General features: G+C 60.0%; 20 protein-coding genes and 4 tRNA genes. 6 read left to right on the forward strand and 18 right to left on the reverse strand.

Features of this window, described 5'->3' with window-relative positions; translation table 11 throughout:
• Positions 1-4 precede the first annotated feature (4 nt).
• The 13 genes from rpoB to BS629_RS13830 all read right to left on the reverse strand — a co-directional run bounded on the left by rpoB (position 5) and on the right by BS629_RS13830 (position 11303).
• On the reverse strand, positions 5-4144 hold the full coding sequence (rpoB, locus tag BS629_RS13775) for a DNA-directed RNA polymerase subunit beta (RefSeq protein WP_018241637.1): 4140 nt from the start codon (positions 4142-4144) through the stop codon (positions 5-7).
• 262 nt (positions 4145-4406) lie between these two features.
• Complete coding sequence (gene rplL, locus BS629_RS13780) at positions 4407-4787, reverse strand: 50S ribosomal protein L7/L12 (RefSeq protein WP_018241636.1); 381 nt, start codon at positions 4785-4787, stop codon at positions 4407-4409.
• 58 nt (positions 4788-4845) lie between these two features.
• On the reverse strand, positions 4846-5364 hold the full coding sequence (gene rplJ / locus BS629_RS13785) for a 50S ribosomal protein L10 (RefSeq protein ID WP_003547522.1): 519 nt from the start codon (positions 5362-5364) through the stop codon (positions 4846-4848).
• Positions 5365-5693: 329 nt separating this feature from the next.
• Positions 5694-6395, reverse strand: a complete 702-nt coding sequence (rplA, locus tag BS629_RS13790; RefSeq protein ID WP_012757015.1) for a 50S ribosomal protein L1 — start codon at positions 6393-6395, stop codon at positions 5694-5696.
• 4 nt (positions 6396-6399) lie between these two features.
• Positions 6400-6831 carry a 50S ribosomal protein L11 gene (gene rplK, locus BS629_RS13795; RefSeq protein WP_003547518.1) on the reverse strand — a complete coding sequence of 144 codons (432 nt, stop codon included), beginning with the start codon at positions 6829-6831 and terminating at the stop codon, positions 6400-6402.
• A gap of 177 nt (positions 6832-7008) precedes the next feature.
• The gene (nusG, locus tag BS629_RS13800) at positions 7009-7539 is read right to left on the reverse strand and encodes a transcription termination/antitermination protein NusG (RefSeq protein ID WP_003547516.1); all 531 of its coding nucleotides are present in this window, start codon (positions 7537-7539) and stop codon (positions 7009-7011) included.
• Positions 7540-7556: 17 nt separating this feature from the next.
• Entirely contained in the window at positions 7557-7757 is a 201-nt protein-coding gene (secE, locus tag BS629_RS13805) for a preprotein translocase subunit SecE (RefSeq protein ID WP_003547514.1), read from the reverse strand.
• A 195-nt stretch (positions 7758-7952) separates the two neighbouring features.
• Positions 7953-8028: transfer RNA gene (locus BS629_RS13810), tRNA-Trp, on the reverse strand.
• A gap of 167 nt (positions 8029-8195) precedes the next feature.
• The gene (locus BS629_RS13815) at positions 8196-9089 is read right to left on the reverse strand and encodes an NAD-dependent epimerase/dehydratase family protein (RefSeq protein ID WP_018241635.1); all 894 of its coding nucleotides are present in this window, start codon (positions 9087-9089) and stop codon (positions 8196-8198) included.
• 171 nt (positions 9090-9260) lie between these two features.
• Positions 9261-9395, reverse strand: coding sequence for a hypothetical protein (locus tag BS629_RS40220; RefSeq protein ID WP_003547509.1), 135 nt, complete (start codon positions 9393-9395; stop codon positions 9261-9263).
• A 202-nt stretch (positions 9396-9597) separates the two neighbouring features.
• A complete protein-coding gene (gene tuf, locus BS629_RS13820; RefSeq protein WP_018241634.1) occupies positions 9598-10773 on the reverse strand; it encodes an elongation factor Tu in 1176 nt (391 codons plus the stop codon).
• 347 nt (positions 10774-11120) lie between these two features.
• A tRNA-Gly gene (locus tag BS629_RS13825) sits at positions 11121-11194 on the reverse strand.
• 24 nt (positions 11195-11218) lie between these two features.
• Positions 11219-11303, reverse strand: a tRNA-Tyr gene (locus BS629_RS13830).
• Between the two features lie 201 nt (positions 11304-11504).
• Here BS629_RS13830 and rlmB point away from each other — a divergent pair.
• The 3 genes from rlmB to BS629_RS39210 all read left to right on the forward strand — a co-directional run bounded on the left by rlmB (position 11505) and on the right by BS629_RS39210 (position 13083).
• Positions 11505-12395, forward strand: a complete 891-nt coding sequence (gene rlmB / locus BS629_RS13835; RefSeq protein ID WP_018241633.1) for a 23S rRNA (guanosine(2251)-2'-O)-methyltransferase RlmB — start codon at positions 11505-11507, stop codon at positions 12393-12395.
• 327 nt (positions 12396-12722) lie between these two features.
• Positions 12723-12881 (forward strand): hypothetical protein, encoded by a 159-nt coding sequence (locus BS629_RS39205; RefSeq protein ID WP_003558513.1) that lies wholly within the window; start codon positions 12723-12725, stop codon positions 12879-12881.
• Positions 12882-12945: 64 nt separating this feature from the next.
• The gene (locus BS629_RS39210; protein ID WP_018241632.1) at positions 12946-13083 is read left to right on the forward strand and encodes a hypothetical protein; all 138 of its coding nucleotides are present in this window, start codon (positions 12946-12948) and stop codon (positions 13081-13083) included.
• A 32-nt stretch (positions 13084-13115) separates the two neighbouring features.
• Here the strand turns inward: BS629_RS39210 and BS629_RS13840 are convergent, their stop codons facing one another.
• Together BS629_RS13840 and BS629_RS13845 are read right to left on the reverse strand one after the other, a co-directional pair.
• On the reverse strand, positions 13116-13535 hold the full coding sequence (locus BS629_RS13840) for a hypothetical protein (RefSeq protein ID WP_172643992.1): 420 nt from the start codon (positions 13533-13535) through the stop codon (positions 13116-13118).
• A 195-nt stretch (positions 13536-13730) separates the two neighbouring features.
• Positions 13731-13806, reverse strand: a tRNA-Thr gene (locus BS629_RS13845).
• Between the two features lie 158 nt (positions 13807-13964).
• On the opposite strand from BS629_RS13845, the gene BS629_RS13850 reads away from it, so the two are divergent.
• From BS629_RS13850 to BS629_RS13860, 3 genes are read left to right on the forward strand one after another with little or no spacing between them, the layout of a single operon-like run.
• Entirely contained in the window at positions 13965-14738 is a 774-nt protein-coding gene (locus tag BS629_RS13850) for an NAD kinase (protein ID WP_018241630.1), read from the forward strand.
• Positions 14739-14742: 4 nt separating this feature from the next.
• Positions 14743-15258, forward strand: coding sequence for a hypothetical protein (locus tag BS629_RS13855; protein WP_018241629.1), 516 nt, complete (start codon positions 14743-14745; stop codon positions 15256-15258).
• 33 nt (positions 15259-15291) lie between these two features.
• Positions 15292-16308, forward strand: coding sequence for an alpha/beta hydrolase family protein (locus BS629_RS13860; protein WP_018241628.1), 1017 nt, complete (start codon positions 15292-15294; stop codon positions 16306-16308).
• 57 nt (positions 16309-16365) lie between these two features.
• Here BS629_RS13860 and prfB read toward each other — a convergent pair.
• The 3 genes from prfB to BS629_RS13875 all read right to left on the reverse strand — a co-directional run bounded on the left by prfB (position 16366) and on the right by BS629_RS13875 (position 21689).
• Positions 16366-17497, reverse strand: a protein-coding gene (gene prfB / locus BS629_RS13865; RefSeq protein WP_104891241.1) for a peptide chain release factor 2 whose coding sequence is annotated in 2 segments (ribosomal slippage) — positions 16366-17427 and positions 17429-17497 — 1131 coding nt in all. Because the reading frame shifts where the segments join, the coding sequence is not laid out codon by codon here.
• 100 nt (positions 17498-17597) lie between these two features.
• Complete coding sequence (locus BS629_RS13870) at positions 17598-20057, reverse strand: penicillin-binding protein 1A (RefSeq protein ID WP_018241626.1); 2460 nt, start codon at positions 20055-20057, stop codon at positions 17598-17600.
• Between the two features lie 375 nt (positions 20058-20432).
• Positions 20433-21689 carry an N-acetylmuramoyl-L-alanine amidase gene (locus BS629_RS13875; protein ID WP_018241625.1) on the reverse strand — a complete coding sequence of 419 codons (1257 nt, stop codon included), beginning with the start codon at positions 21687-21689 and terminating at the stop codon, positions 20433-20435.
• Between the last annotated feature and the right edge of the window lie 208 nt (positions 21690-21897).

Here is a 21897-nt window from a genome sequence, read left to right on the forward strand (position 1 = left end):
GTGCTTACTCGGCCGCGTCGGGCAGCTGAGCTGCCTGCGCCTCGTCAAGCTTTGTGTTCTCGAGCTCGACGCTGAGGCCTAGCGAGCGCATTTCCTTGACGAGAACGTTGAAGCTTTCCGGAATACCGGCTTCGAACGTGTCGTCTCCGCGAACAATGGCTTCGTAGACCTTGGTGCGGCCGGCGACGTCGTCCGACTTCACCGTTAGCATTTCCTGCAGCGTGTAGGCCGCGCCGTATGCTTCGAGCGCCCAGACCTCCATTTCGCCGAAGCGCTGACCGCCGAACTGCGCCTTGCCACCCAGCGGCTGCTGGGTCACGAGCGAGTAAGGACCGATCGAACGAGCATGGATCTTATCGTCGACCAGGTGGTTGAGCTTCAGCATGTAGATGTAGCCCACGGTCACCTGGCGGTCGAACTGCTCGCCGGTACGGCCGTCATAGAGCGTCGACTGACCGGTATCCTTGAGACCTGCCAGACGCAACATGTCGTTGACGTCGGCTTCGTTCGCACCGTCGAAAACAGGCGTCGCAATCGAAACGCCACGCTTCCACTGGTCGGCGAGACGCAGAACCGAATCATCGTCGAACTCATGGACCTGTTCGGCCTTCGGGCCGGTACCGACGACATCGCCGATGGTCTTGCGCAGCGGCTCAATGTTGCCATTGGCCTTGTATGCATCGATCAGTTCGCCGATCTGGCGACCCATGCCGGCGCAAGCCCAACCCAGATGGGTTTCGAGGATCTGGCCGACGTTCATGCGCGAAGGCACGCCGAGCGGGTTCAGAACGACGTCGACATGCGTGCCGTCTTCGAGGAACGGCATGTCTTCCACTGGCACAATGCGCGAGACGACGCCCTTGTTCCCGTGGCGGCCGGCCATCTTGTCGCCCGGCTGGATCTTGCGCTTTACGGCGACGAAGACCTTGACCATCTTCATGACGCCAGGAGGCATTTCATCGCCGCGCTGGACCTTTTCGACCTTGTCCATGAAGCGCTGTTCAAGGCGCGACTTGGATTCGTCGTACTGACCACGGAGCGCTTCGAGCTCGCTCTGGACCTTTTCGTCTTCGACCGCGAACATCCACCACTGCGAGCGGGGATATTCGGAGACGACGGCGTTCGAAAGCTCGCTGCCCTTCTTGAAGCCCTTCGGGCCGGCAATGGAAGCCTGGCCGCGCAGCATCTCGATCAGACGGCCGTAGACGTTACGGTCGAGGATCGCCTGCTCGTCGTCACGGTCCTTTGCCAGACGCTCGATTTCTTCGCGCTCGATCGCCATCGCGCGCTCGTCTTTTTCAACGCCGTGGCGGTTGAAGACGCGAACTTCGACGATCGTGCCGTAAGTGCCGGGCGGCATGCGCATGGAGGTGTCGCGCACGTCGGAGGCCTTTTCGCCGAAGATGGCGCGCAGAAGCTTTTCTTCCGGCGTCATCGGGCTTTCGCCCTTCGGTGTGATCTTGCCGACGAGGATATCGCCCGGCTGAACTTCAGCGCCGATATAGACGATGCCGGCTTCGTCGAGGTTCTTCAGCGCTTCTTCCGAAACGTTCGGAATATCGCGGGTGATTTCCTCAGGACCAAGCTTGGTGTCGCGCGCCATCACTTCGAATTCCTCGATGTGAATGGAGGTGAACACGTCGTCGGCAACGATACGCTCGGAGAGCAGGATCGAGTCTTCGTAGTTGTAGCCGTTCCAAGGCATGAACGCGACGAGCGCGTTGCGGCCGAGCGCCAGGTCGCCGAGATCGGTCGACGGGCCGTCGGCGAGGATGTCGCCGCGGTTGACCTCGTCACCGACGGTGACCAGCGGGCGCTGGTTGACGCAGGTGTTCTGGTTCGAACGCTGGAACTTCTGCAGGCGGTAGATATCGACGCCGGATTTGCCGGCTTCGAGGTCTTCCGTGGCGCGGATAACGATACGCGTCGCGTCGACCTGGTCGACCACGCCGCCGCGGCGGGCGCCGATGGCGGCACCGGAGTCACGGGCGACGACCGGTTCCATGCCGGTACCGACGAACGGAGCTTCGGCACGCAGCAGCGGCACTGCCTGACGCTGCATGTTCGAGCCCATGAGCGCGCGGTTGGCGTCGTCGTTTTCCAGGAACGGGATGAGCGCGGCCGCGACCGAAACGACCTGCTTCGGCGAGACGTCCATCAGGTTCATGCTGTCGCGCGGGGCGAGCATAACTTCACCGGCATGACGGCAGACGACGAATTCATCGACGAAGGAACCGTCAGCGTTCATCTCGGCGTTGGCCTGTGCGACGTAGTACTTCGCCTCTTCCATGGCGGAGAGGTAGAGCACGTCGTTCGTCACCTTGCCGTCGACGATGCGGCGGTACGGGCTTTCGATGAAGCCGTACTTGTTGACGCGGGCAAAGGTCGCAAGCGAGTTGATGAGACCGATGTTCGGGCCTTCCGGCGTTTCAATCGGGCAGATGCGGCCATAGTGGGTCGGATGCACGTCGCGGACTTCGAAACCGGCACGCTCACGGGTCAGACCGCCCGGGCCAAGAGCCGAAAGACGGCGCTTGTGGGTGATTTCCGAGAGCGGGTTGACCTGGTCCATGAACTGCGAGAGCTGCGAGGAACCGAAGAATTCGCGAACGGCAGCGGCGGCCGGCTTGGCGTTGATCAGGTCCTGCGGCATGACCGTGTCGATCTCGATCGAGGACATGCGTTCCTTGATCGCGCGCTCCATGCGCAGCAGGCCGAGACGGTACTGGTTTTCCATCAGCTCGCCGACCGAACGGACGCGGCGGTTGCCGAGGTTGTCGATGTCGTCGATCTCGCCCTTGCCATCGCGCAGTTCGACCAACATCCGGACCACGGCCAGGATGTCGTCCTTGCGCAGGATGCGGACGGTGTCTTCGACGGTCAGGTCGAGGCGCATGTTCATCTTGACGCGGCCGACGGCGGAGAGGTCGTAACGCTCCGCATCGAAGAACAGCGAGTTGAACATGGCTTCGGCCGATTCCATGGTCGGCGGCTCACCCGGACGCATGACGCGATAGATGTCGAACAGAGCGTCCTGACGGTTCTCGTTCTTGTCAGCTGTCAGCGTGTTGCGGATATAGGCGCCGACATTGATGTGATCGATGCCGAGAACCGGGATCTCGTCGAAACCATTCGCCAGGATGACGCCAAGCGTCTTCTCGTCGATTTCGTCGCCGGCCTCGAGGTAGATCTCACCCGTGGAGTAGTTGACGATGTCGCCGGCAAGGTAATTGCCGTAAAGATCGTCGTCGGCGGCCTTGAGTGCCTTCAGGCCCTTGTCGGAAAGCTGGCGCAGCAGGCGCGGGGTCAGCTTCTTGCCGGCTTCCACGACGACTTCGCCGGTATCGGCGTCGACCATCTCGGTGATCGCCTTGGCACCCTTCAGCGTTTCCGGCTTGAAGGGAATGCGCCAGCCTTCGCCGTCGCGCTTGTAGAGCGACTTCGTGTAAAAGGTGTCGAGGATTTCCTCGCCGTCCATGCCGAGCGCCATCAGCAGCGACGTCACGGGGATCTTGCGGCGGCGGTCGATACGGGCGTAGACGATGTCCTTGGCGTCGAATTCGATATCGAGCCAGGAACCGCGATAGGGGATGACGCGCGCAGCAAAGAGCAGCTTGCCGGAAGAATGGCTCTTGCCCTTGTCATGGTCGAAGAAGACGCCCGGCGAACGGTGCATCTGGGAAACGATCACGCGCTCGGTGCCGTTGACGATAAACGTGCCGTTGTTGGTCATGAGCGGCATGTCGCCCATGTAGACGGACTGTTCCTTGATGTCCTTGATCGACTTCGCGCCGGTATCCTCGTCGATATCGAACACGATGAGGCGCAGCGTCACCTTCAGCGGCGCGGCATAGGTCAGGTCGCGCTGACGGCATTCGTCAACGTCGAACTTCGGCGGTTCGAACTCGTAGGACACGAATTCCAGCATCGATGCACCGGAGAAATCGGTGATCGGGAAAACCGACTTGAAAACGGCCTGAAGACCTTCGTCGGGTCGGCCGCCCTTCGGCTCTTCAACCATTAGAAACTGGTCGTAGGACGCCTTCTGAACCTCGATGAGGTTCGGCATTTCTGCGACTTCGGGGATCTTACCAAAAAACTTGCGTACGCGCCTGCGACCATTGAACGAAAGGGTCTGAGCCATCGTCGCTCCTTCAAAATCTTGCACCCGGGCCTGCAACGGACGGGAACCGATGGCCAGTCGATCCCGTCAATCAATGAGTAGTTCAATCTCGTCCGACTCCAGAAAACGCTCAGCTCGGATTGCTGTGCTGCCCTCGGTGCGAGACCATCCTTTTGAAGAACCCATTACCCAAAAGCCGTTTCGACGCGGCTTTTGGGTAATTCGTTCAGAAAAACGGCAAATGGGAGGCAGTAGAAATACTGCCTCCCAAAGCAGTTCAAGATTACTTGACGTCGGCCTTGGCGCCAGCGTCTTCAAGCTTCTTCTTGATGTCAGCGGCTTCAGCCTTGTTGACGCCTTCCTTGACAGCCTTCGGAGCGGCTTCGACGAGGTCCTTGGCTTCCTTGAGGCCGAGACCCGTGATGGCGCGGACTTCCTTGATGACGTTGATCTTGTTGGCACCAGCTTCGACGAGGATGACGTCGAATTCGGTCTTTTCTTCTTCAACGACAGCAGCAGCGCCAGCACCGCCGGCAGCGGCAGCAACAGCTACCGGAGCAGCAGCGGAAACGCCCCACTTTTCTTCAAGAAGCTTCGACAGTTCTGCAGCTTCCAGAACGGTCAGCGAGGAGAGGTCGTCAACGATCTTTGCGAGATCAGCCATTTTACTAGTTCCTTTTGTTCGGTTCGAACCGGTTGATTATAAACAGCGAAAAACCGCCTTACGCGGCTTCGTCCTTCTTGGCGTAGGCCGCAAACACGCGGGCAAGCTGGCTTGCCGGTGCTGCAACAACCCCAGCGATGCGGGTAGCCGGTGTCTGGATCATGCCCAGCAGCTTCGCACGCAACTCATCGAGCGAAGGCAGGGTCGCAAGCGACTTGACTGCATCGGCGTTGAGCGTGGTTGTTCCCATGGCGCCGCCCAGAACAATGATCTTGTCATTGGTCTTGGCGAAATCCATGACGACTTTCGGAGCGGTGATCGGATCGGTGCTGTATGCAATCAGCGTCTGACCCTTGAAGAGATTGGACATCCCTTCCGCTTCCGTACCCTGAAGGGCGATCTTGGCCAGGCGGTTCTTCGCGACTTTGACGGTGCCGCCAGCTGCGCGCATCTTCGAACGAAAATCGTTCATCTGCGCGACTGTAGCACCAGCATAGTGGGCCACGACAACTGAGCCCGAAGCCTTGAAGACTTCGTTCAGTTCCGTGACGAATTCGCGTTTTTCCGCTCTTTCCACTGCCTATCTCCAGTTGGCGGGACCAAAAACGGGCCCGCCGGTTGCCTTTTGCCTCCTGGGATCATGCGAGATCCCAAGCGACGCTTGAGGATCCTGTCCCCCCGCGCTCTCGCGCCAATCAAGGCTAAAGAGGCACAAGGCATCCAAGGCTCGAACCGAGTTCCTAGAAGCGAACTTCATGCAATTCGGGTCTTACCCGTCTCATGCAGGCTAAGTGATTAAGGGAAAACCACCTGCAATCTCGGACAGGATTCCGGATTTCTCCGGAATATTCCGGCCCCTTGCGAGGCCGGAAATTCAGTCGCCGGATTTAAAGCCCGGCAGTAACCTTATGCGGCCGGCGCACCGGTGACCGAGCCGGGCTCGATCTTGACGCCCGGACCCATGGTCGAGGAAATCGCCACGCGCTTGACGTAGTTGCCCTTGGCGCCTGCCGGCTTCGCCTTGATGACGGCGTCAGCAAAGGCGCGGATGTTTTCTTCCAGAGCCTTGGCGTCGAAAGAGGCCTTGCCGATGCCGGCATGGACGATGCCAGCCTTCTCGACGCGGAACTCGACAGCACCACCCTTGGAAGCCTTGACAGCTCCGGCGACGTCCATGGTGACGGTGCCGACCTTCGGGTTCGGCATCATGCCGCGGGGGCCGAGAACCTTACCGAGACGGCCGACGAGCGGCATCATATCGGGGGTGGCGATGCAACGATCGAATTCGATCTTGCCGCCCTGGACGATCTCGACAAGCTCTTCGGCGCCGACGATATCGGCACCGGCGGCCTTGGCTTCGTCAGCCTTGGCGCCACGTGCGAAGACGGCAACGCGAACCGTACGGCCCGTGCCGTTCGGCAGGTTGACGACGCCGCGAACCATCTGGTCCGCATGGCGCGGGTCAACGCCGAGGTTCATCGAGACTTCGATGGTTTCGTCGAACTTGGCGACAGCCCGTTCCTTGACCATGCCGATGGCCAGGGTCAGAGCGTAGAGCTTGGTGGGATCAACACCTTCGTTGATCTTCTGCGTGCGCTTACCAGCCATGATCTTAACCCACCACTTCCAGGCCCATGGCGCGGGCAGAGCCCTCGATCATCGCCATTGCACCTTCGATATCCGCTGCGTTCAGATCCTTCATCTTGGCTTCTGCGATCGACTTGATCTGAGCCTTGGTGAGGGAGCCGGCCTTGGCGCCCTTGCCGGGCGTCTTGGAACCGGATGTGATCTTCGCTTCCTTCTTCAGCCAGTAGCTGACCGGCGGCTGCTTCATCGCGAAGGTGAAGGACTTGTCCTGGTAATAGGTAATGACGACCGGGATCGGCATACCCTTTTCCATTTCCTGCGTGGCGGCATTGAACGCCTTGCAGAATTCCATGATGTTAATGCCACGCTGACCAAGCGCCGGACCAATCGGCGGGGACGGGTTTGCCGATCCTGCCTTGACCTGAAGCTTGAGCTGGCCTGCAACTTTCTTAGCCATATCTCTCTGCCTTTCATGAACGGCCAGTCGCCCGGCCCGTGATGCCGGATCTCTCCGGCGGCTGCGGTTGCGTGGTACGGATCATCAGGGTCCGGCTAAGACCCCCTCACCTTCCACGCGGGTGCGGACAAGGTCCGCAGGAAACAGGCCGCAAGGGCCAGATTCCGGTTTCTGCAATCAGACCTTCTCGACCTGAGCGTATTCCAGCTCGACCGGCGTTGCGCGGCCGAAGATCGACACTTCCACCTTCAGGCGCGAACGCTCTTCGTCCACATCCTGAACCGTGCCATTGAACGACGCGAATGGGCCGTCGGAAACGCGGACCTGCTCGCCGATCTCGAAGGTAATGGAAGCCTTCGGCCGCTCGACACCTTCCTGGACCTGACCGAGAATGCGCTCGGCTTCGTAGTCGGGAATCGGAACGGGCTTATTGTCGGAGCCGAGGAAGCCCGTGACCTTCGGCGTATTCTTGATCAGATGGTAGGCTTCGTCCGTCAGATTGGCACGAACCATGACATAGCCCGGGAAGAACTTGCGCTCGGAATCGACCTTGCGGCCGCGACGCACTTCCACCACCTTTTCGGTCGGCACGAGGATCTTCTCGAACAGGTGCTCAAGCCCCTTCTGGCGAGCCTTGTTCTCGATATCTTCAGCCACCTTCTTTTCAAAATTAGAATATGCGTGGACGATGTACCAACGTGCCGCCATTTTCATCTCCACCCGTATCAGTTGCCGGTATTCAGCACGAAGCTCAGAGCCCAGCCGATCAGCTGGTCAGCGGCAAAGAAAAACAGCGCGGCGAAAACCACCATCACCAGCACCATGACCGTCGAGATCATGGTCTCGCGGCGCGATGGCCATGTAACTTTGGACGTCTCGGAGCGAACCTGCTGCAGAAACGCAAACGGATTGGATTTGGATGCCATCGACTGCCCACGCAATTACGGCGCGTAAAGCTGAAACTATCAGCCCCACGCACCGCGTGTCTGTTGAACCCTAAATAAACACCGATTTCCGAATACACAAGAGGGAAACCGAAGTTTAACGAAATTACTTACCACCAATCAATCCTCGGCCGGAAATGCCGCGAGCATATCCGCGCTGTCCCGCATCAAGGAAAATGGCAGGGGCAGTAGGGCTCGAACCTACGACCTGCGGTTTTGGAGACCGCCGCTCTACCAACTGAGCTATACCCCTTCATACCGATCATTCAGCGCCTGAGCCAAGGCCCGCAAATCGCTGCTGAAAAGCATGGCGCTCCCTTTAAGACGACGACACGGGATTGGCAAGCACGATTTTCGATTTTCAAAGCCATTCTCCTGATATGCGAACGATCGGCTTTTCAATCGCGTGACCAGATCCGTTCAGACCTTCACATATTTCCGCCAATCGTGCTCCTCCCTGAAGCCCAGCACCTCGCGGATCTTGCGGTTGGAGAGCAGGCTCTCATATTCGCCGATCTCGCGAGTGAAAGGCACGTTCGGAAAGAATCGCTTCGCAAGCTCCTTCGATGGCGTATTGGCCGATACGGTGTCATTGGCGGCATTGAAGACCTGATAGCCGAGGCCGTCCTTCTCGATGCAGAGATGGCAAATCTGTCCGAGGTCGCGGGCGTCGATATAGCTCCAGGCGATGCGCTTGCGCATCTCGGGATTGGCGAAATAGGTCGGGAACTTCTCGTAGTCGTCAGGCTCGATGACGTTGCCGATGCGCAGCGCATAGATGTCGAAGCCCGAACGTTCGGCAAAGGCGCGCGCCGTCTTTTCGTTGACCACCTTCGAAAGGCCGTAGGAATCCATCGGATTGACGTCGTAATCCTCCTCCAGCGGGAACTGGTGGAAATCGCGGTGGCCTTCGGCGAAGCAGACGCCGTAGGTCGTCTCGCTCGATGCGACGATGATCTTCCTGATGCCGAGCTTCACCGCCGCCTCGATGACATTATAGGTGCCCATCGTGTTGATCCTGAAGGTTTCGTTATCGGGCTTGATCAGGATGCGCGGGATGGCGGCGAAATGCACGACGGCGTCGAAGGGCTGCACGCCCCTGCCCGCGTCGAGATCGGGAAAATCGCGATGCATCGAGAGCGCGTTGAACACCTGACCGCTATCGGTGATGTCGGCGATGAGATTGGTGACGCCGGGGCTATCCAGCGGCACAAGATCGAGGTTGTGAACCTCGTAACCGGCATTGACGAGCCATGGCACAGCATGGCGACCTGCCTTGCCAGACCCGCCAGTGAACAGAATACGTCTTTTCATGGAATATCCTCCGCGTCATGAAATCGGAGGCATAGATAGACGCTTCCGCGCGAAGAGCAAGCGAGCGTCCTGCAAGGGTTCACCCCCGCGTCGCCAGGAGCATCCTATCCGGGAGCACCTGGCCGATCATTTCCGATCATCGCAGAACCCTGCGATGCTCGGCAAAGGTCGTCACTTGACGACACTTACCTCGCCAATCTGCACTACGGCAGACTGAACAACTTCTTGCGGAATTGCAGCGATGAAAAACATCGTGAAAACATACATCGCGAATATCGTCGCAGCGAATGTGGCCTTTGGAATCATCCGGGCTCTCCTCTTTGCAAGAAGGAGTCTGGACTACAATGGTCCAATCACAAACCGGTTTCTGAACGTGAGATGAACAAAATACTGTGACAGGCCAATTTAACGATATTTTTACAACACCTGTTAAGCCTACAGGAAGCCATGAAAATGAAAAACCCCGCTGTTTCCAGCGGGGTCTTCATAATTGCGGATAACTCGAAAGTTATTCGACGATCGACGCGACGATACCGGCGCCGACGGTGCGGCCGCCTTCGCGGATAGCGAAGCGCAGCTTTTCTTCCATCGCGATCGGAACGATCAGCTCGACGGCAACCGTGACGTTGTCGCCCGGCATCACCATCTCCGTGCCTTCCGGCAGCGTCACAATGCCCGTCACGTCGGTCGTGCGGAAGTAGAACTGCGGACGGTAGTTGGTGAAGAACGGCGTATGACGGCCACCCTCTTCCTTCGTCAGGATGTAGGCTTCTGCCATGAACTTCTTGTGCGGCTTGACTGAGCCGGGCTTGGCCAGGATCTGGCCACGCTCGACGCCGTCACGGTTCACACCGCGGATCAGCGCACCGATATTGTCGCCAGCCTGGCCCTGATCGAGCAGCTTGCGGAACATTTCAACGCCGGTCACCGTCGTCTTCGAGGTCGGGCGGATGCCGACGATCTCGACTTCTTCGCCAACCTTGACAATGCCACGCTCGACGCGGCCGGTCACAACCGTGCCGCGGCCCGAGATCGAGAACACGTCTTCGATCGGCATCAGGAACGGCTGGTCGATCGGACGCTCAGGCGTCGGGATGTAGGCGTCAACAGCAGCCATCAGTTCGCGGATCGCGTCTTCGCCGATCTTCTTGTCCGAATCTTCGAGAGCAGCAAGGGCCGAACCCTTGACGACCGGGATATCGTCGCCCGGGAAGTCGTAGGACGACAGCAGTTCGCGAACTTCGAGCTCGACCAGTTCGAGAAGCTCGGCGTCGTCTACCTGGTCGACCTTGTTCAGGAACACAACGATTGCCGGAACGCCGACCTGGCGAGCCAGCAGGATGTGTTCGCGCGTCTGCGGCATCGGGCCGTCAGCGGCCGAGCACACCAGGATCGCGCCGTCCATCTGGGCAGCACCGGTGATCATGTTCTTGACGTAGTCGGCGTGGCCGGGGCAGTCGACGTGCGCGTAGTGGCGGGCCGGCGTCTCATACTCGACGTGCGCCGTCGAGATGGTGATGCCACGGGCCTTTTCTTCCGGAGCCGCGTCGATCTGATCGTACGCCTTGTACTCACCGAAGTACTTCGTGATCGCTGCCGTCAGAGACGTCTTGCCGTGGTCAACGTGGCCAATCGTGCCAATGTTGACGTGCGGCTTGTTGCGCTCAAACTTACTCTTTCCCATTTGAATGCTTCCTGTGAACGAAAATGGTGGCCCCGGCGAACCGGTTTAGTGCCGCCGTTTAAGGCTTTCGGCGACATTGCGCAAGACTTAATTGCAGACGCCATTCTTGGCCTGAGAGCGCATATGGGAGACAATTCGCCGCCTGCAAGGCGATTCGCCAAAGCCCCCTCGAAAATCGCTGAAATCTTAAAGAAAATCGCATTGACCGCCGAAGACACACCATAGCCGTTCAGCGTCGAGCGCCTTCCCTGCCAGTCGATAATCGCAATCGTCAGCTTCTCCGCCCGCGCCGGAGACATCTCGGGGACTACGGCAGCAGCGGTCGAATAAAGTAGCGTAACGGAAACTGGAGCGGGTAGCGGGAATCGAACCCGCGTATTCAGCTTGGAAGGCTGCTGCTCTACCATTGAGCTATACCCGCGGGGTGGTCCGATCCGATGACGAATGGTGGAGAGAGTTGGATTTGAACCAACGTAGGCTGAGCCAACGGATTTACAGTCCGTCCCCTTTAACCACTCGGGCATCTCTCCAGTTTTCGTCCGGATCGCAAGACCAAGTTCGTCAGACTTCGAAGCGTTGCTGCCCGTCGTCTGCGCCGCGTATATGACCGGAGCATTTCAGTCTGTCAACACGATGACAACGGAAAAAACACGAAAAATTTCATTCGCCACCGAAAGCCGGCATATGAAAGAAAGCCTATGCGGCAGCGAGCGCCATGGCTATAAAGCTGCATGAGCAAAGACAACAAATCCGGCGGCAAGACCGCGACAGACCCATCCGCCAAGGATACGCATTACGCCACTCTGCGGCGCGCCCACCGCGACGCCAAGCGCGAACGCGGGGAGATTCCGACGCCTCAGCCGCAGAAGCGAAAGCGCGGCGGCGAAGACTGGAAGCCGCCGGCGCTTGCGCCCGACCAGGTGCATCTCTATGGCCTACATACGGTGCGCGCGGCGCTCGATAATCCCGAGCGCAAGAAGATCAAGCTGTTCGTGACGCAGAACGCGCTCGCGCGGCTCGAAGTCGACGTCGAGGCGCTCGGCATGCCCTTCGAGATCGTCTCGCCGCAGGATATCGACAAGGTGCTCGGCCCCGAGGCGATCCATCAGGGCGTGATGCTGGAAACAAGGCCACTCCCGGTACGCCGGCTCGAAGCTCTGAAGGACAGCCCCCTCCTGCTCGTCCTCGACCAAGTCACGGATCCGCACAATGTCGGCGCGATCATGCGCTCGGCCGTCGCCTTCAATGCGGGTGCGGTGATCACCACGCAGCGACACAGCCCGACCGAATCGGGCGTACTCGCCAAGTCCGCCTCCGGCGCGCTGGAACTGATACCTTATATACAAGTTACCAATCTCGCCGATGCGCTCGGCGAATTGCACAAGCTCGGTTTTTCCACCATCGGCCTCGATTCGGAAGGGCCGGCGCCGCTCGAAGGCACCTTCTCCGGCGGGAAAGTGGCGCTGGTGCTTGGCTCGGAGGGCAAGGGGCTTCGGCAGAAGACGCGGGAAACCGTCAACGCACTTGCCCGTCTCGACATGCCGGGCGCGATCAAATCGCTCAACGTCTCCAATGCGGCGGCGATCGCACTTTACGCGGCGCGGCTCCACCTGAAGGCATAGGCCGGCCCAAGCAAGGGCAGCCGGTCGGGTCCGTCCATCGGCCCGCGCCGTATCGCCTGCATAGGCCACTTCGACGGGATAGGCGATCATCCGTGACATACCGGCGTCGCGCGTCTTTTCTGACGCGCTATCGATTCGGATTTAAGGAGTTATGCAGGAGCTCGATCCGGCGCGACAAACGGAAACGGACACGCACAACGCTCGTGCAACGCCCGACCGATGCCAGAAAAATCCACTTTTGCCTTGGAATGACGCCCTGGGGCACTATGATCGGCCAATGATCGGTCGTAGCGACCGGCTCAGAAGCAAGAAGGAACGATCCCTATCATGGCCATTCGACCGCTGATTTTCGGTATCCTCTTCATCGCGGTCTTCGTCGTGATTATCATCAGTATCATCTGGGTGGACACGTCGCACCCCATCCACCAGCCCGATCCTCTGTCGCCGACGGCGCCCGGCCCAGCAACGCCGGGACAGGTGCAATAAGACCGGCAGGAACGCCGGCGGCGATCATGCGTTAATCCCGGAATCGAACGAGGATTGAACGCTTATGCGCATAATGATCGCCGTCGTCGCCTTCATGGTCGCCTCCGTGCTTAGCATCGCAATGATGTCGCCCTCCGGCGCCGGACAGACCGGCAATAGCGACAGGATCGAGGCGAGCGTCAACGAACCCGTCACTCACTAAAATAACGGCCCGGGTGATCCGGGCCGTTATTGTCAACCGCGGTAGAGCCAGAACGGCATACCGCGATCGCGATCACGCCACTCGCGGCGCTCCTGCCAACGCTCGGCACGCCACCGCCGCCAGTGACGGCGATCATCGCGCCAGTCGGACCGGCGCCAATCGCGCTCATCGCGCCAGCCACGGTCGTCACGGTCGCGATCACCTCGCCAGCCACGGTCGTCGCGGTCGCGATCACCTCGCCAGCCATCACGAATTTGAACGATATCGCCCTGCGCCGTCACCGCCGGCCGCTCGGCCGGCATGGCGGCAGCCGGTGCGACGGACGCGAAAGCCGCACCGACGGAAATGGTTGCGGCGAGAAAGAGATGTGCGAGCTTCATGGCTGTTTCCTCATTGCTGATGAGGCGAAGATAAGCGGTCGCGGCTGAATTGGCGGTGAAGCAGCCCTTCAGACGCGGTTCATCAAGCGATACGTGCCATCTGAAAAGCCGGTGCGATTGAGCGAGGCAGCCGTGAACCCAGGCTCTGTTTAGAAAGACGGTATCGTGGGGAAAGATAGTGCAGCTAACCGGAGCATTCTCGAACCAGTCCGCCTTCGCTTAGTTGCTCTCTTCGGCTCGCCGAGCCGAAGCTCACAGAGCGTAGGCTGGTGCCCCCGCCAGGGTTCGAACCCGGGACCCCCTGATTACAAATCAGGTGCTCTACCAACTGAGCTACAAGGGCAATAGTTGCCCAACTAGCAGATTCTGTGATTCTGTAAAGGGAAAATCCGTGCCTGCGCGGACAGTTCGGCTGCAGCTCAAAACGCTTCGCGATAGAAAACGTCCTTGTCGCGCAAGGCCTTTATCCTTTAGCTAGGGCAGCATCATAAAGGGCATTGCATGGGCCGTTCATTTCAGACGCTTTCCTTTCTCGCCTCACCAACGACGGAGGCGCTTGCCGCGCGCGAGGAGTTGATTCGCATCTATGGCGACGTCCCGGCTGACGAAGCCGACGTCATTGTCGCACTCGGCGGCGACGGTTTCATGCTGCAGACGCTGCACAACACCATGAACTCCGGCAAGCTGGTTTACGGTATGAATCGCGGCTCGGTCGGCTTCCTGATGAACGACTATCGCACCGACAAGCTTCAGGAGCGCATCTGCGTCGCCGTCGAAAACGTCTTCCGGCCATTGCAGATGACGACGGCCAACGCCGACGGCACCAACTCGACGGCGCTCGCCATCAACGAGGTCTATCTTTTTCGCCAGTCGTATCAGGCCGCGAATCTAAGGGTTATGGTGGATGGGCGCGTCCGTCTGGAAGAACTGATCTGCGACGGGCTGATGGTGGCGACACCTGCCGGATCGACGGCGTATAATCTTTCCGCCCATGGCCCGATCCTGCCGCTCGAGGCGCCGCTGCTCGCCATGACGCCGGTCAGCGCTTTCAGGCCTCGGCGCTGGAGGGGCGCTCTGCTTCCGAACAAGGTGACCGTCGATATCGACATTCTCGAGCCGGAGAAGCGACCGGTGAACGCAGTGGCCGACAATACCGAGGTCAAGTCGGTGCTGCATATTCGCATCGCCCAGTCGGAGCATGTGACGGCGCGCATCCTTTCTGATCCCGACCGCTCTTGGTCCGACCGGATTCTAGCCGAGCAGTTCAAGGATTGAGACGATGGCAATGCGACGGATATTGATGACCAGCCTCCTGCTTGCGGGATGGAGCATTGCAGCGGCGGCCGGCCCGGCGCAGGATGCCCTCCTGCCGGCATCGGTGATTTTCGCGACCAGTACCGGCTACTGGGAGGACGATGGCAATGCACCGGCGGTCGAGCGGGTGCCGACGAGCGCCGAGAGCGTCGCCAATCCCGAGGGAAAGGCCGCGCAGCGCCACGGCTACTACAAGCTCTTTGCCGTCCGCCAGCCGGACAGGACCTCGAAGATCTATCTGCAGCAGATTGCCCAGACCGAGACCGGCCCGGCGATCGCCTCGACCATCGAGCTGCAGGAGTTCAGCGACCTGAAGCCTTACGTTACCGATATACGCCCCGAGAATTCGAACGGCATCATCAAGGAACCGGGGCTCTTCGCCACGGTCTATCTGAAGACCGACCCTGCCGCGGAGCCGGATGGCTGGACCGTGCTGATCGACGAATTCGGCGACATCACCGTGGAGAAGGCGACGAATTGAACGGCTGGGACGTGTTCAAAGGGCATTCAAGAGATGAAACTGGGCTTTCGCGACGGCGTCCTCTACGACGAGAAAAGGTCGAACTGGGACGCAGCCGGCCCTAGACCGATCAGTTGGTCCCTCTGGTACCCCGCCGCCGATGACGCACAAAGCGACGTCCCGGAAAGAAGCTGGTTCCAGAGGGCGGACGTCGCCCGCGATGCACCCATCCGGCCGGAGGCCGGCCCCTATCCCCTCGTTCTGTTGTCGCATGGCACCGGCGGATCCGCGGCCGGACTGGAGTGGCTGGCGCGACGCCTGGTCGATCGCGGGTTTGCAGCGCTCGGCGTCAGCCACCACGGCAATACCGGCATCGAGCCCTATCGCGCTGAAGGCTTTGCCTGCCTTTGGGAGCGGGCGCCTGACCTAAGCTACATGCTCGACCACCGCGATGCATGGCTCAGCGATCTATCTGGCGATATCGATACGAACAGTGTCTTCGCAGCCGGATTTTCCGCCGGAGCTTATAGCGTGATGCTGCTTCTTGGGGCTGTTGCCCAGTTCTCGCAGTTCGAACCGTCCAGGATGAAGCCGGGTGGCGCGCGCGGACCGAGGGAGTTTCCCCACCTTGCCGATCATATCCCGGCATTGCTGCGCACCAGCGATGTGTTTCGCGATTCGTGGTCCCGGATGTCGAACTCCTACCGAGACGACAGAATCAAGGCCGCACTCATCTGCGCGCCGGGCCGGTCGGTTCTCGGTTTCAGCGAGGAAAGCCTGAAAGCTGTCGATGCACCTGCCCTTATCCTGGTCGGTGACGCCGACAGGGCGGCACCGGCCGAAGAATGTTCGTCGTGGCTGCATGCGCGGCTCCGGCGCAGCGCCCTTAAAATCTTCAGCGGCGGCCTTGGACATTATGTCTTCGTGGCAGAAGGCACGGCGCTCGGCCTTGCCTTTGCGGCAGAACTCTTTACCGATCCCCCGGGCATCGAGCGCGCGGCTATTCATGAAGAGATTGCCGATCTGTCGGCAGCGCTGTTTCAAGTCAGCGGTATAAGCGCGATGGCCTGAGCAAAACAAAAGCCCCGTCTCCGGGGCTTTTGTTATCTCAATGCATCGATAATCCGATCAGTCGACATCATCGACGACCGCGTCGGCGGCGCCGCTGATGCGATGGGCAAGTGCTGCTTCCATAAACTCGTTCAGGTCGCCGTCGAGAACGTCGTCCGGCGCGCTGCTGGCGACACCAGTGCGAAGGTCCTTGACCAGCTGGTAGGGCTGCAGCACGTAGGAGCGGATCTGGTGACCCCAGCCGATCTCCGTCTTCGAAGCGGCTTCGGCGCTAGCGGCATCCTCGCGCTTCTTCAGTTCCGCTTCGTACATGCGGGCGCGCAGCATGTCCCAGGCCTTGGCACGGTTCTTGTGCTGCGAACGCTCCTGCTGGCACTGCACGACGATGCCGGTCGGGATATGCGTGATGCGCACGGCCGAGTCGGTGGTGTTGACGTGCTGGCCGCCGGCGCCCGACGAACGGTAGGTATCGATGCGGCAGTCGCTTTCGTTGATCTCGATCTGGATCGAGTCGTCGACAACCGGATAGACCCAGATCGACGAAAAGGAGGTGTGGCGACGCGCATTGCTGTCGTAGGGCGAGATCCGCACCAGGCGGTGCACGCCCGATTCCGTTTTCAGCCAGCCATAGGCATTGTGGCCCTTGACGAGCAGGGTCGCGGACTTGATGCCAGCCTCTTCGCCGTCATGAACTTCGAGAAGCTCGACCTTGAAACGCTGGCGTTCAGCCCAGCGGGTGTACATGCGCAGAAGCATGTTCGCCCAGTCCTGGCTTTCGGTGCCGCCGGCGCCGGAATGGACTTCGAGATAAGTGTCGTTGCCATCGGCTTCGCCGGAGAGCATGGCTTCCACCTGGCGGCGTGCAGCCTCGGCCTTCAAGGCCTTCAGCGTGTCCTCGGCTTCCTTGACGACGCTCTGGTCGCCCTCTTCCTCGCCAAGCTCGATCAGCTCGATATTGTCGTTCAGCTGCTGTTCGAGCTGCTTGACACCGTTAATGCCGTCATCCAGCTGCTGGCGCTCGCGCATCAGCTTCTGCGCTTCGGAAGCGTCGTTCCAGAGGTTCGGATCCTCTGCCTTGTTGTTCAACCAGTCCAGCCGTCTTATCGCCTGGTCCCAGTCAAAGATGCCTCCTCAGCAGGGTGATAGCCTGCTTGGTTTCATCGACCACGTTTTCGATTTCCGCTCGCATTTTCCTGCTTCTCTGTCGGTCTTATTCAGGTGCTGGTGACATAGAGACGCCCGCCGCGGATGTAAAGGGCCGCGGCGGGCGTGCAAAATTCAGGCCTCGGTCAGAACAGGCCGGGCGTGCCGGTCTGGACGGCCTGGTTCGCCTGCGGCGAGGTCTTCAGGATCTCTTCCGGCGCCATGGTGCTGTCCATGCCGATCACGGAGAAGCTGTCGGCCGGGCCGGTGCCGGGCTTGAAGGCCTCGACGATGGTGTTCGGATCGCCGTCGCCAGCCGCCATGCCGGTTTTGCGGTCGATCGAAATCAGGTTCATGCCTGATGGAATGACGAACTTCGATTCGGGCGTGTCCTTGACGGCAGCCTGCATGAATTCGTTGAAGATCGGGGCGGACAAGACGCCACCGGTGCCGCCGCGGCCGAGCGGGGCCGGCGTATCGAAGCCCATATAGAGGCCTGCAACCAGATCCGGCGTGAAGCCGACGAACCAGGCATCCTTCTCGTCGTTGGTGGTGCCGGTCTTTCCGGCGACGTCGCGACCGCCGAGATCAATCTTGCCGGCAGCGGTGCCGCGCTGGATGACGCCCTGCATCATCGAGGTGATCTGGTAGGCGGTCATCGGGTCGAGAACGGTTTCGCGATTGTCGACGACATTCGGCTCTTCCTGGTTCTGCCAGTCGCCGGCATTGCAGCCCTCGCACACACGCTCCTCATGTTTGAAGATCGTCTTGCCGTAGCGGTCCTGGATGCGGTCGATCAATGTCGGCTTGATCTGCTTGCCGCCATTGGCGATGACCGAATAGGCCGAGACCATGCGCAGCACAGTCGTATCGCCGGCGCCGAGCGACATGGAAAGAACCGGCAGCATGTGATCGTAGATGCCGAAGCGCTCGGCATATTCGGCGACGATGTTCATGCCGAGATCGTTGGCGAGGCGCACCGTCATCAGATTGCGCGAATGCTCGATGCCCGAACGCAGCGTCGACGGGCCGCCGGATTCGCCGCCGTAGTTTTCCGGCCTCCAGACCTGGCCGCCCGAGACGATTTCGATCGGCGCATCCATGATGACGGAGGCCGGCGTATAACCATTGTCCATTGCCGCGGCGTAGACGAAGGGCTTGAACGAGGAGCCTGGCTGGCGCATCGCCTGGGTGGCGCGGTTGAATTCTGACTGGGCGTACGAGAAACCGCCGACCATGGCGAGCACGCGGCCGGTCTTCGGGTCCATCGCGACCAGTCCACCCTGGACCTTCGGTGGCTGCTGCAGGCGGTAGGAAGTCGACGCGTCGTCGCCGAGCTTTGCGACATAAACGACGTCACCAGGCGCTACGGCTCCGACCGGCGATTTCGTGGTCTTGCGGGCGCCGTCGGCCGAACGGAAGGCCCATTGCATGTTCTTGGCGTCGATGGTGCCGCGTTGACGGTCGGCCGCAACCTTGCCGCTTCCATCCTTGGCCGGCTGCAGGCCGATGTCGACGGTCGAGTCGGACACGGCGAGCACGACGGCGAGCCGCCATTCCGGAACGTCGGACAGGGTGGGAATATCGGCTAGCGCCTTGCCCCAGTCACCGCTTGCATCGATCTGCTTGATCGGGCCATGGAAACCGCGGCGCTCATCATAGGTGACCAGACCGTCCTGCAGCGCCTTGCGGGCAGCAAGCTGCATCTGGGGGTCGAGCGACGTGCGCACCGAAAGGCCGCCCTCATAGAGGACCTTTTCGCCGTATTGGTCGATCAGCTGACGACGCACTGCTTCGGCGAAATAATCCGAAGCGAAGAGCGAGGGGCCAGTGGTGCGGGCGGTGACGCCGAGCGGCTGCTTCTTGGCTTCCTCGCCGTCGCTCTGGCTGACATAACCGTTCTCGACCATCCGGTCGATCACCCAGTTACGGCGCTCGAGCGCCGCCTCGGGATGACGGAACGGATGATAATTGGCAGGCCCCTTCGGCAGCGATGCCAGATAGGCGGCTTCGGCGACGGTCAGTTCGGTGACGGATTTGTTGAAATAGGTGAGTGCTGCGCCGGCGATGCCATAGGAATTCAGACCGAAGAAGATCTCGTTCAGGTAGAGTTCGAGGATCTTGTCCTTGCTGTAGGCCTGCTCGATACGGAAGGAAAGGATCGCTTCCTTGATCTTGCGGTCGATGGTCTGGTCCGAGCTCAGAAGGAAATTCTTGGCCACCTGCTGGGTAATGGTCGAGGCACCGACCGGGCGGCGGCCGGAACCGAAATTCTGCAGGTTGACGAGGATGGCGCGGCCGAGGCCGGTGAGATCAACGCCCGGATGATTGTAGAAATTCTTGTCTTCGGCCGACAGGAAAGCGGCCTTCACGCGATCCGGAATGGCCTGGATCGGCAGGAAGAGACGCTTTTCCTTGGCGTATTCGGCCATCAAAGCGCCGTTGCCGGCATGGACGCGGGTCGTCACCGGTGGCGCATAGCTGTTCAGAACGGCATAGTCCGGAAGATCCTTCGCGACATTGGCGAGATAGATGGCAATACCCGCCGCCGCGACCAGAAACAGGACGCAGGCCATTCCGAAGAAATATCCAAAAAGTCTAACCATATTTCAGCTACCGGTCTTTTCGATCTTCAATCGGCGCAGCCGCAACGATTGTACAGATCAAGGCAATTTGCACGTTGCGCGGCTTACTCCATGAGCGTTACCGCCACAAGCCGATTCCGCGCTCAAGGCTTACGAAACATAAGCCGGAGTAACGGCGCGAATGTGAGCAAAATAGGGCTGTCTGCGCCGCATTCACCACTGCCGCCGCGTTTCATTAGAACTGTCACATCCAAGCAACGCCTGTCGCCGCCGCCAATCTGAGGTATCTTCCTCAGAATTTGATTCATGCGGCGCACTTAAATCTTTGTTTTTATGAATCTTTGTTTTTATGCGGCCGCCGTGCCGCAACCGCTACAGATTTTTAGGCGGTGACCGTCAGCCGCCATTCGCCATGACGGCGGCACGGTATCGCTTGACTGCGTCGGTCAAGAGACCGGCGATCTTGCCGCGCCAAGCCTCGTCGAGCAGCAATTTCTCATCCTCGGCATTCGAGAGGAACCCGATCTCGAGAAGGATCGAGGGCACGTCAGGGGCCTGCAGCACACGGAAGCCGGCATGACGATGCGGATTGTTGATGGTGCCGACCTGATCCTTGAAAGAATTCAGAACGCTCTCGGCCAGCGAGATCGAGAAGGCCTGCGTCTCGCGCCGCGTCAGATCGAGCAGGATGTCGGCGACCTCGGGCGGCTCGGCAACCGTCTCCTTGCCGGCGATCTGGTCGGAAAGGTTTTCCCGTTCGGCAAGGTCGGCGGCGAGCTTGTCGGATGCCTTGTCGGAGATCGTGTAGACGGTGGCGCCGCGGATATCCTTCTGCTTCAGCGTGTCGGCATGCAGCGAAATGAAAAGGCCGGCATGGTTCTGGCGGGCGATCAGCACACGCTGCGAAAGCGACAGGAACTCGTCATCCTCACGCGTCAGGAAAGCCTTGATGCCCGGCTCCTTGTTCAGCCGCTCGGTCAAAGCCTTGGCGAAGGCAAGCGTCACCTGCTTTTCCTCGGTCTTGGTGTCGACGCCGATCGCGCCGGTATCGATGCCGCCATGGCCTGCATCGACGGCGATGACGAAATCGCCGGGAGCAGCTTTTTCCGGTGCCGGAATGGCGCTGGTCGTCTGAGCCGCATCACCTCGATCGCTCCAGGATTGCGTCTTCACCAGTTCGGCAAAGGCCCGCTTGTCGATCATCTCGGCATCGAGCACGAGGCGATGACCCTTGCCAGCCTCGTCGGCCTGCACTTTGGCAAGCGCCAGCTTGACCGGCCCTGCCGTCGTCAGCACGATACGGGCGCTCTCCTCGTCCATCTTGCCGTAGCGGATATCCTTGAACAGGCCGCGGGCGGCAAGATCCTTGGCCGGAAAACCGAAGGCGGTCGCCGGAAGGTCGACGACGATGCGTTCCGGATTGGCGATATAGTGGACCGAGAAGCGCGGCTCGCGATCGAAATCGATGACGATGCGCGTCCTTGCATCGTCGCCGACGATGCGCGCGCCATAGGCAAGCAGCGGATCCCCGGCCTCGACGGAGCTGGCAGCGACCGGCAGGAGACTAGCGGCCAAAAGCGCCGCCAGAACCCGCCTTGCGATTGTCGATCGCCGCGCTGCGGATTTCGCCGCGATCCGAGCCCTCTTAAACAATAAACCGCACACCCTATTTGTATTGCGATGGACCCGACGCAGCTGCGGCCAGCGTCCCTGTGACGAAACACCCGCTGTGGCCTGCCGAATCGCGATCACTTTATCCCCAGTTTCTATGCGTTGCGAAATCCATCAATATTATGGCACATTTGGCTTTTCCCTTGCTATTGTGACACAGAAAACATACAACGAATTTCAGGGTAAAGTG

Source organism: Rhizobium leguminosarum bv. viciae USDA 2370, assembly GCF_002008365.1.
Classification (GTDB): Bacteria; Pseudomonadota; Alphaproteobacteria; order Rhizobiales; family Rhizobiaceae; genus Rhizobium; species Rhizobium leguminosarum.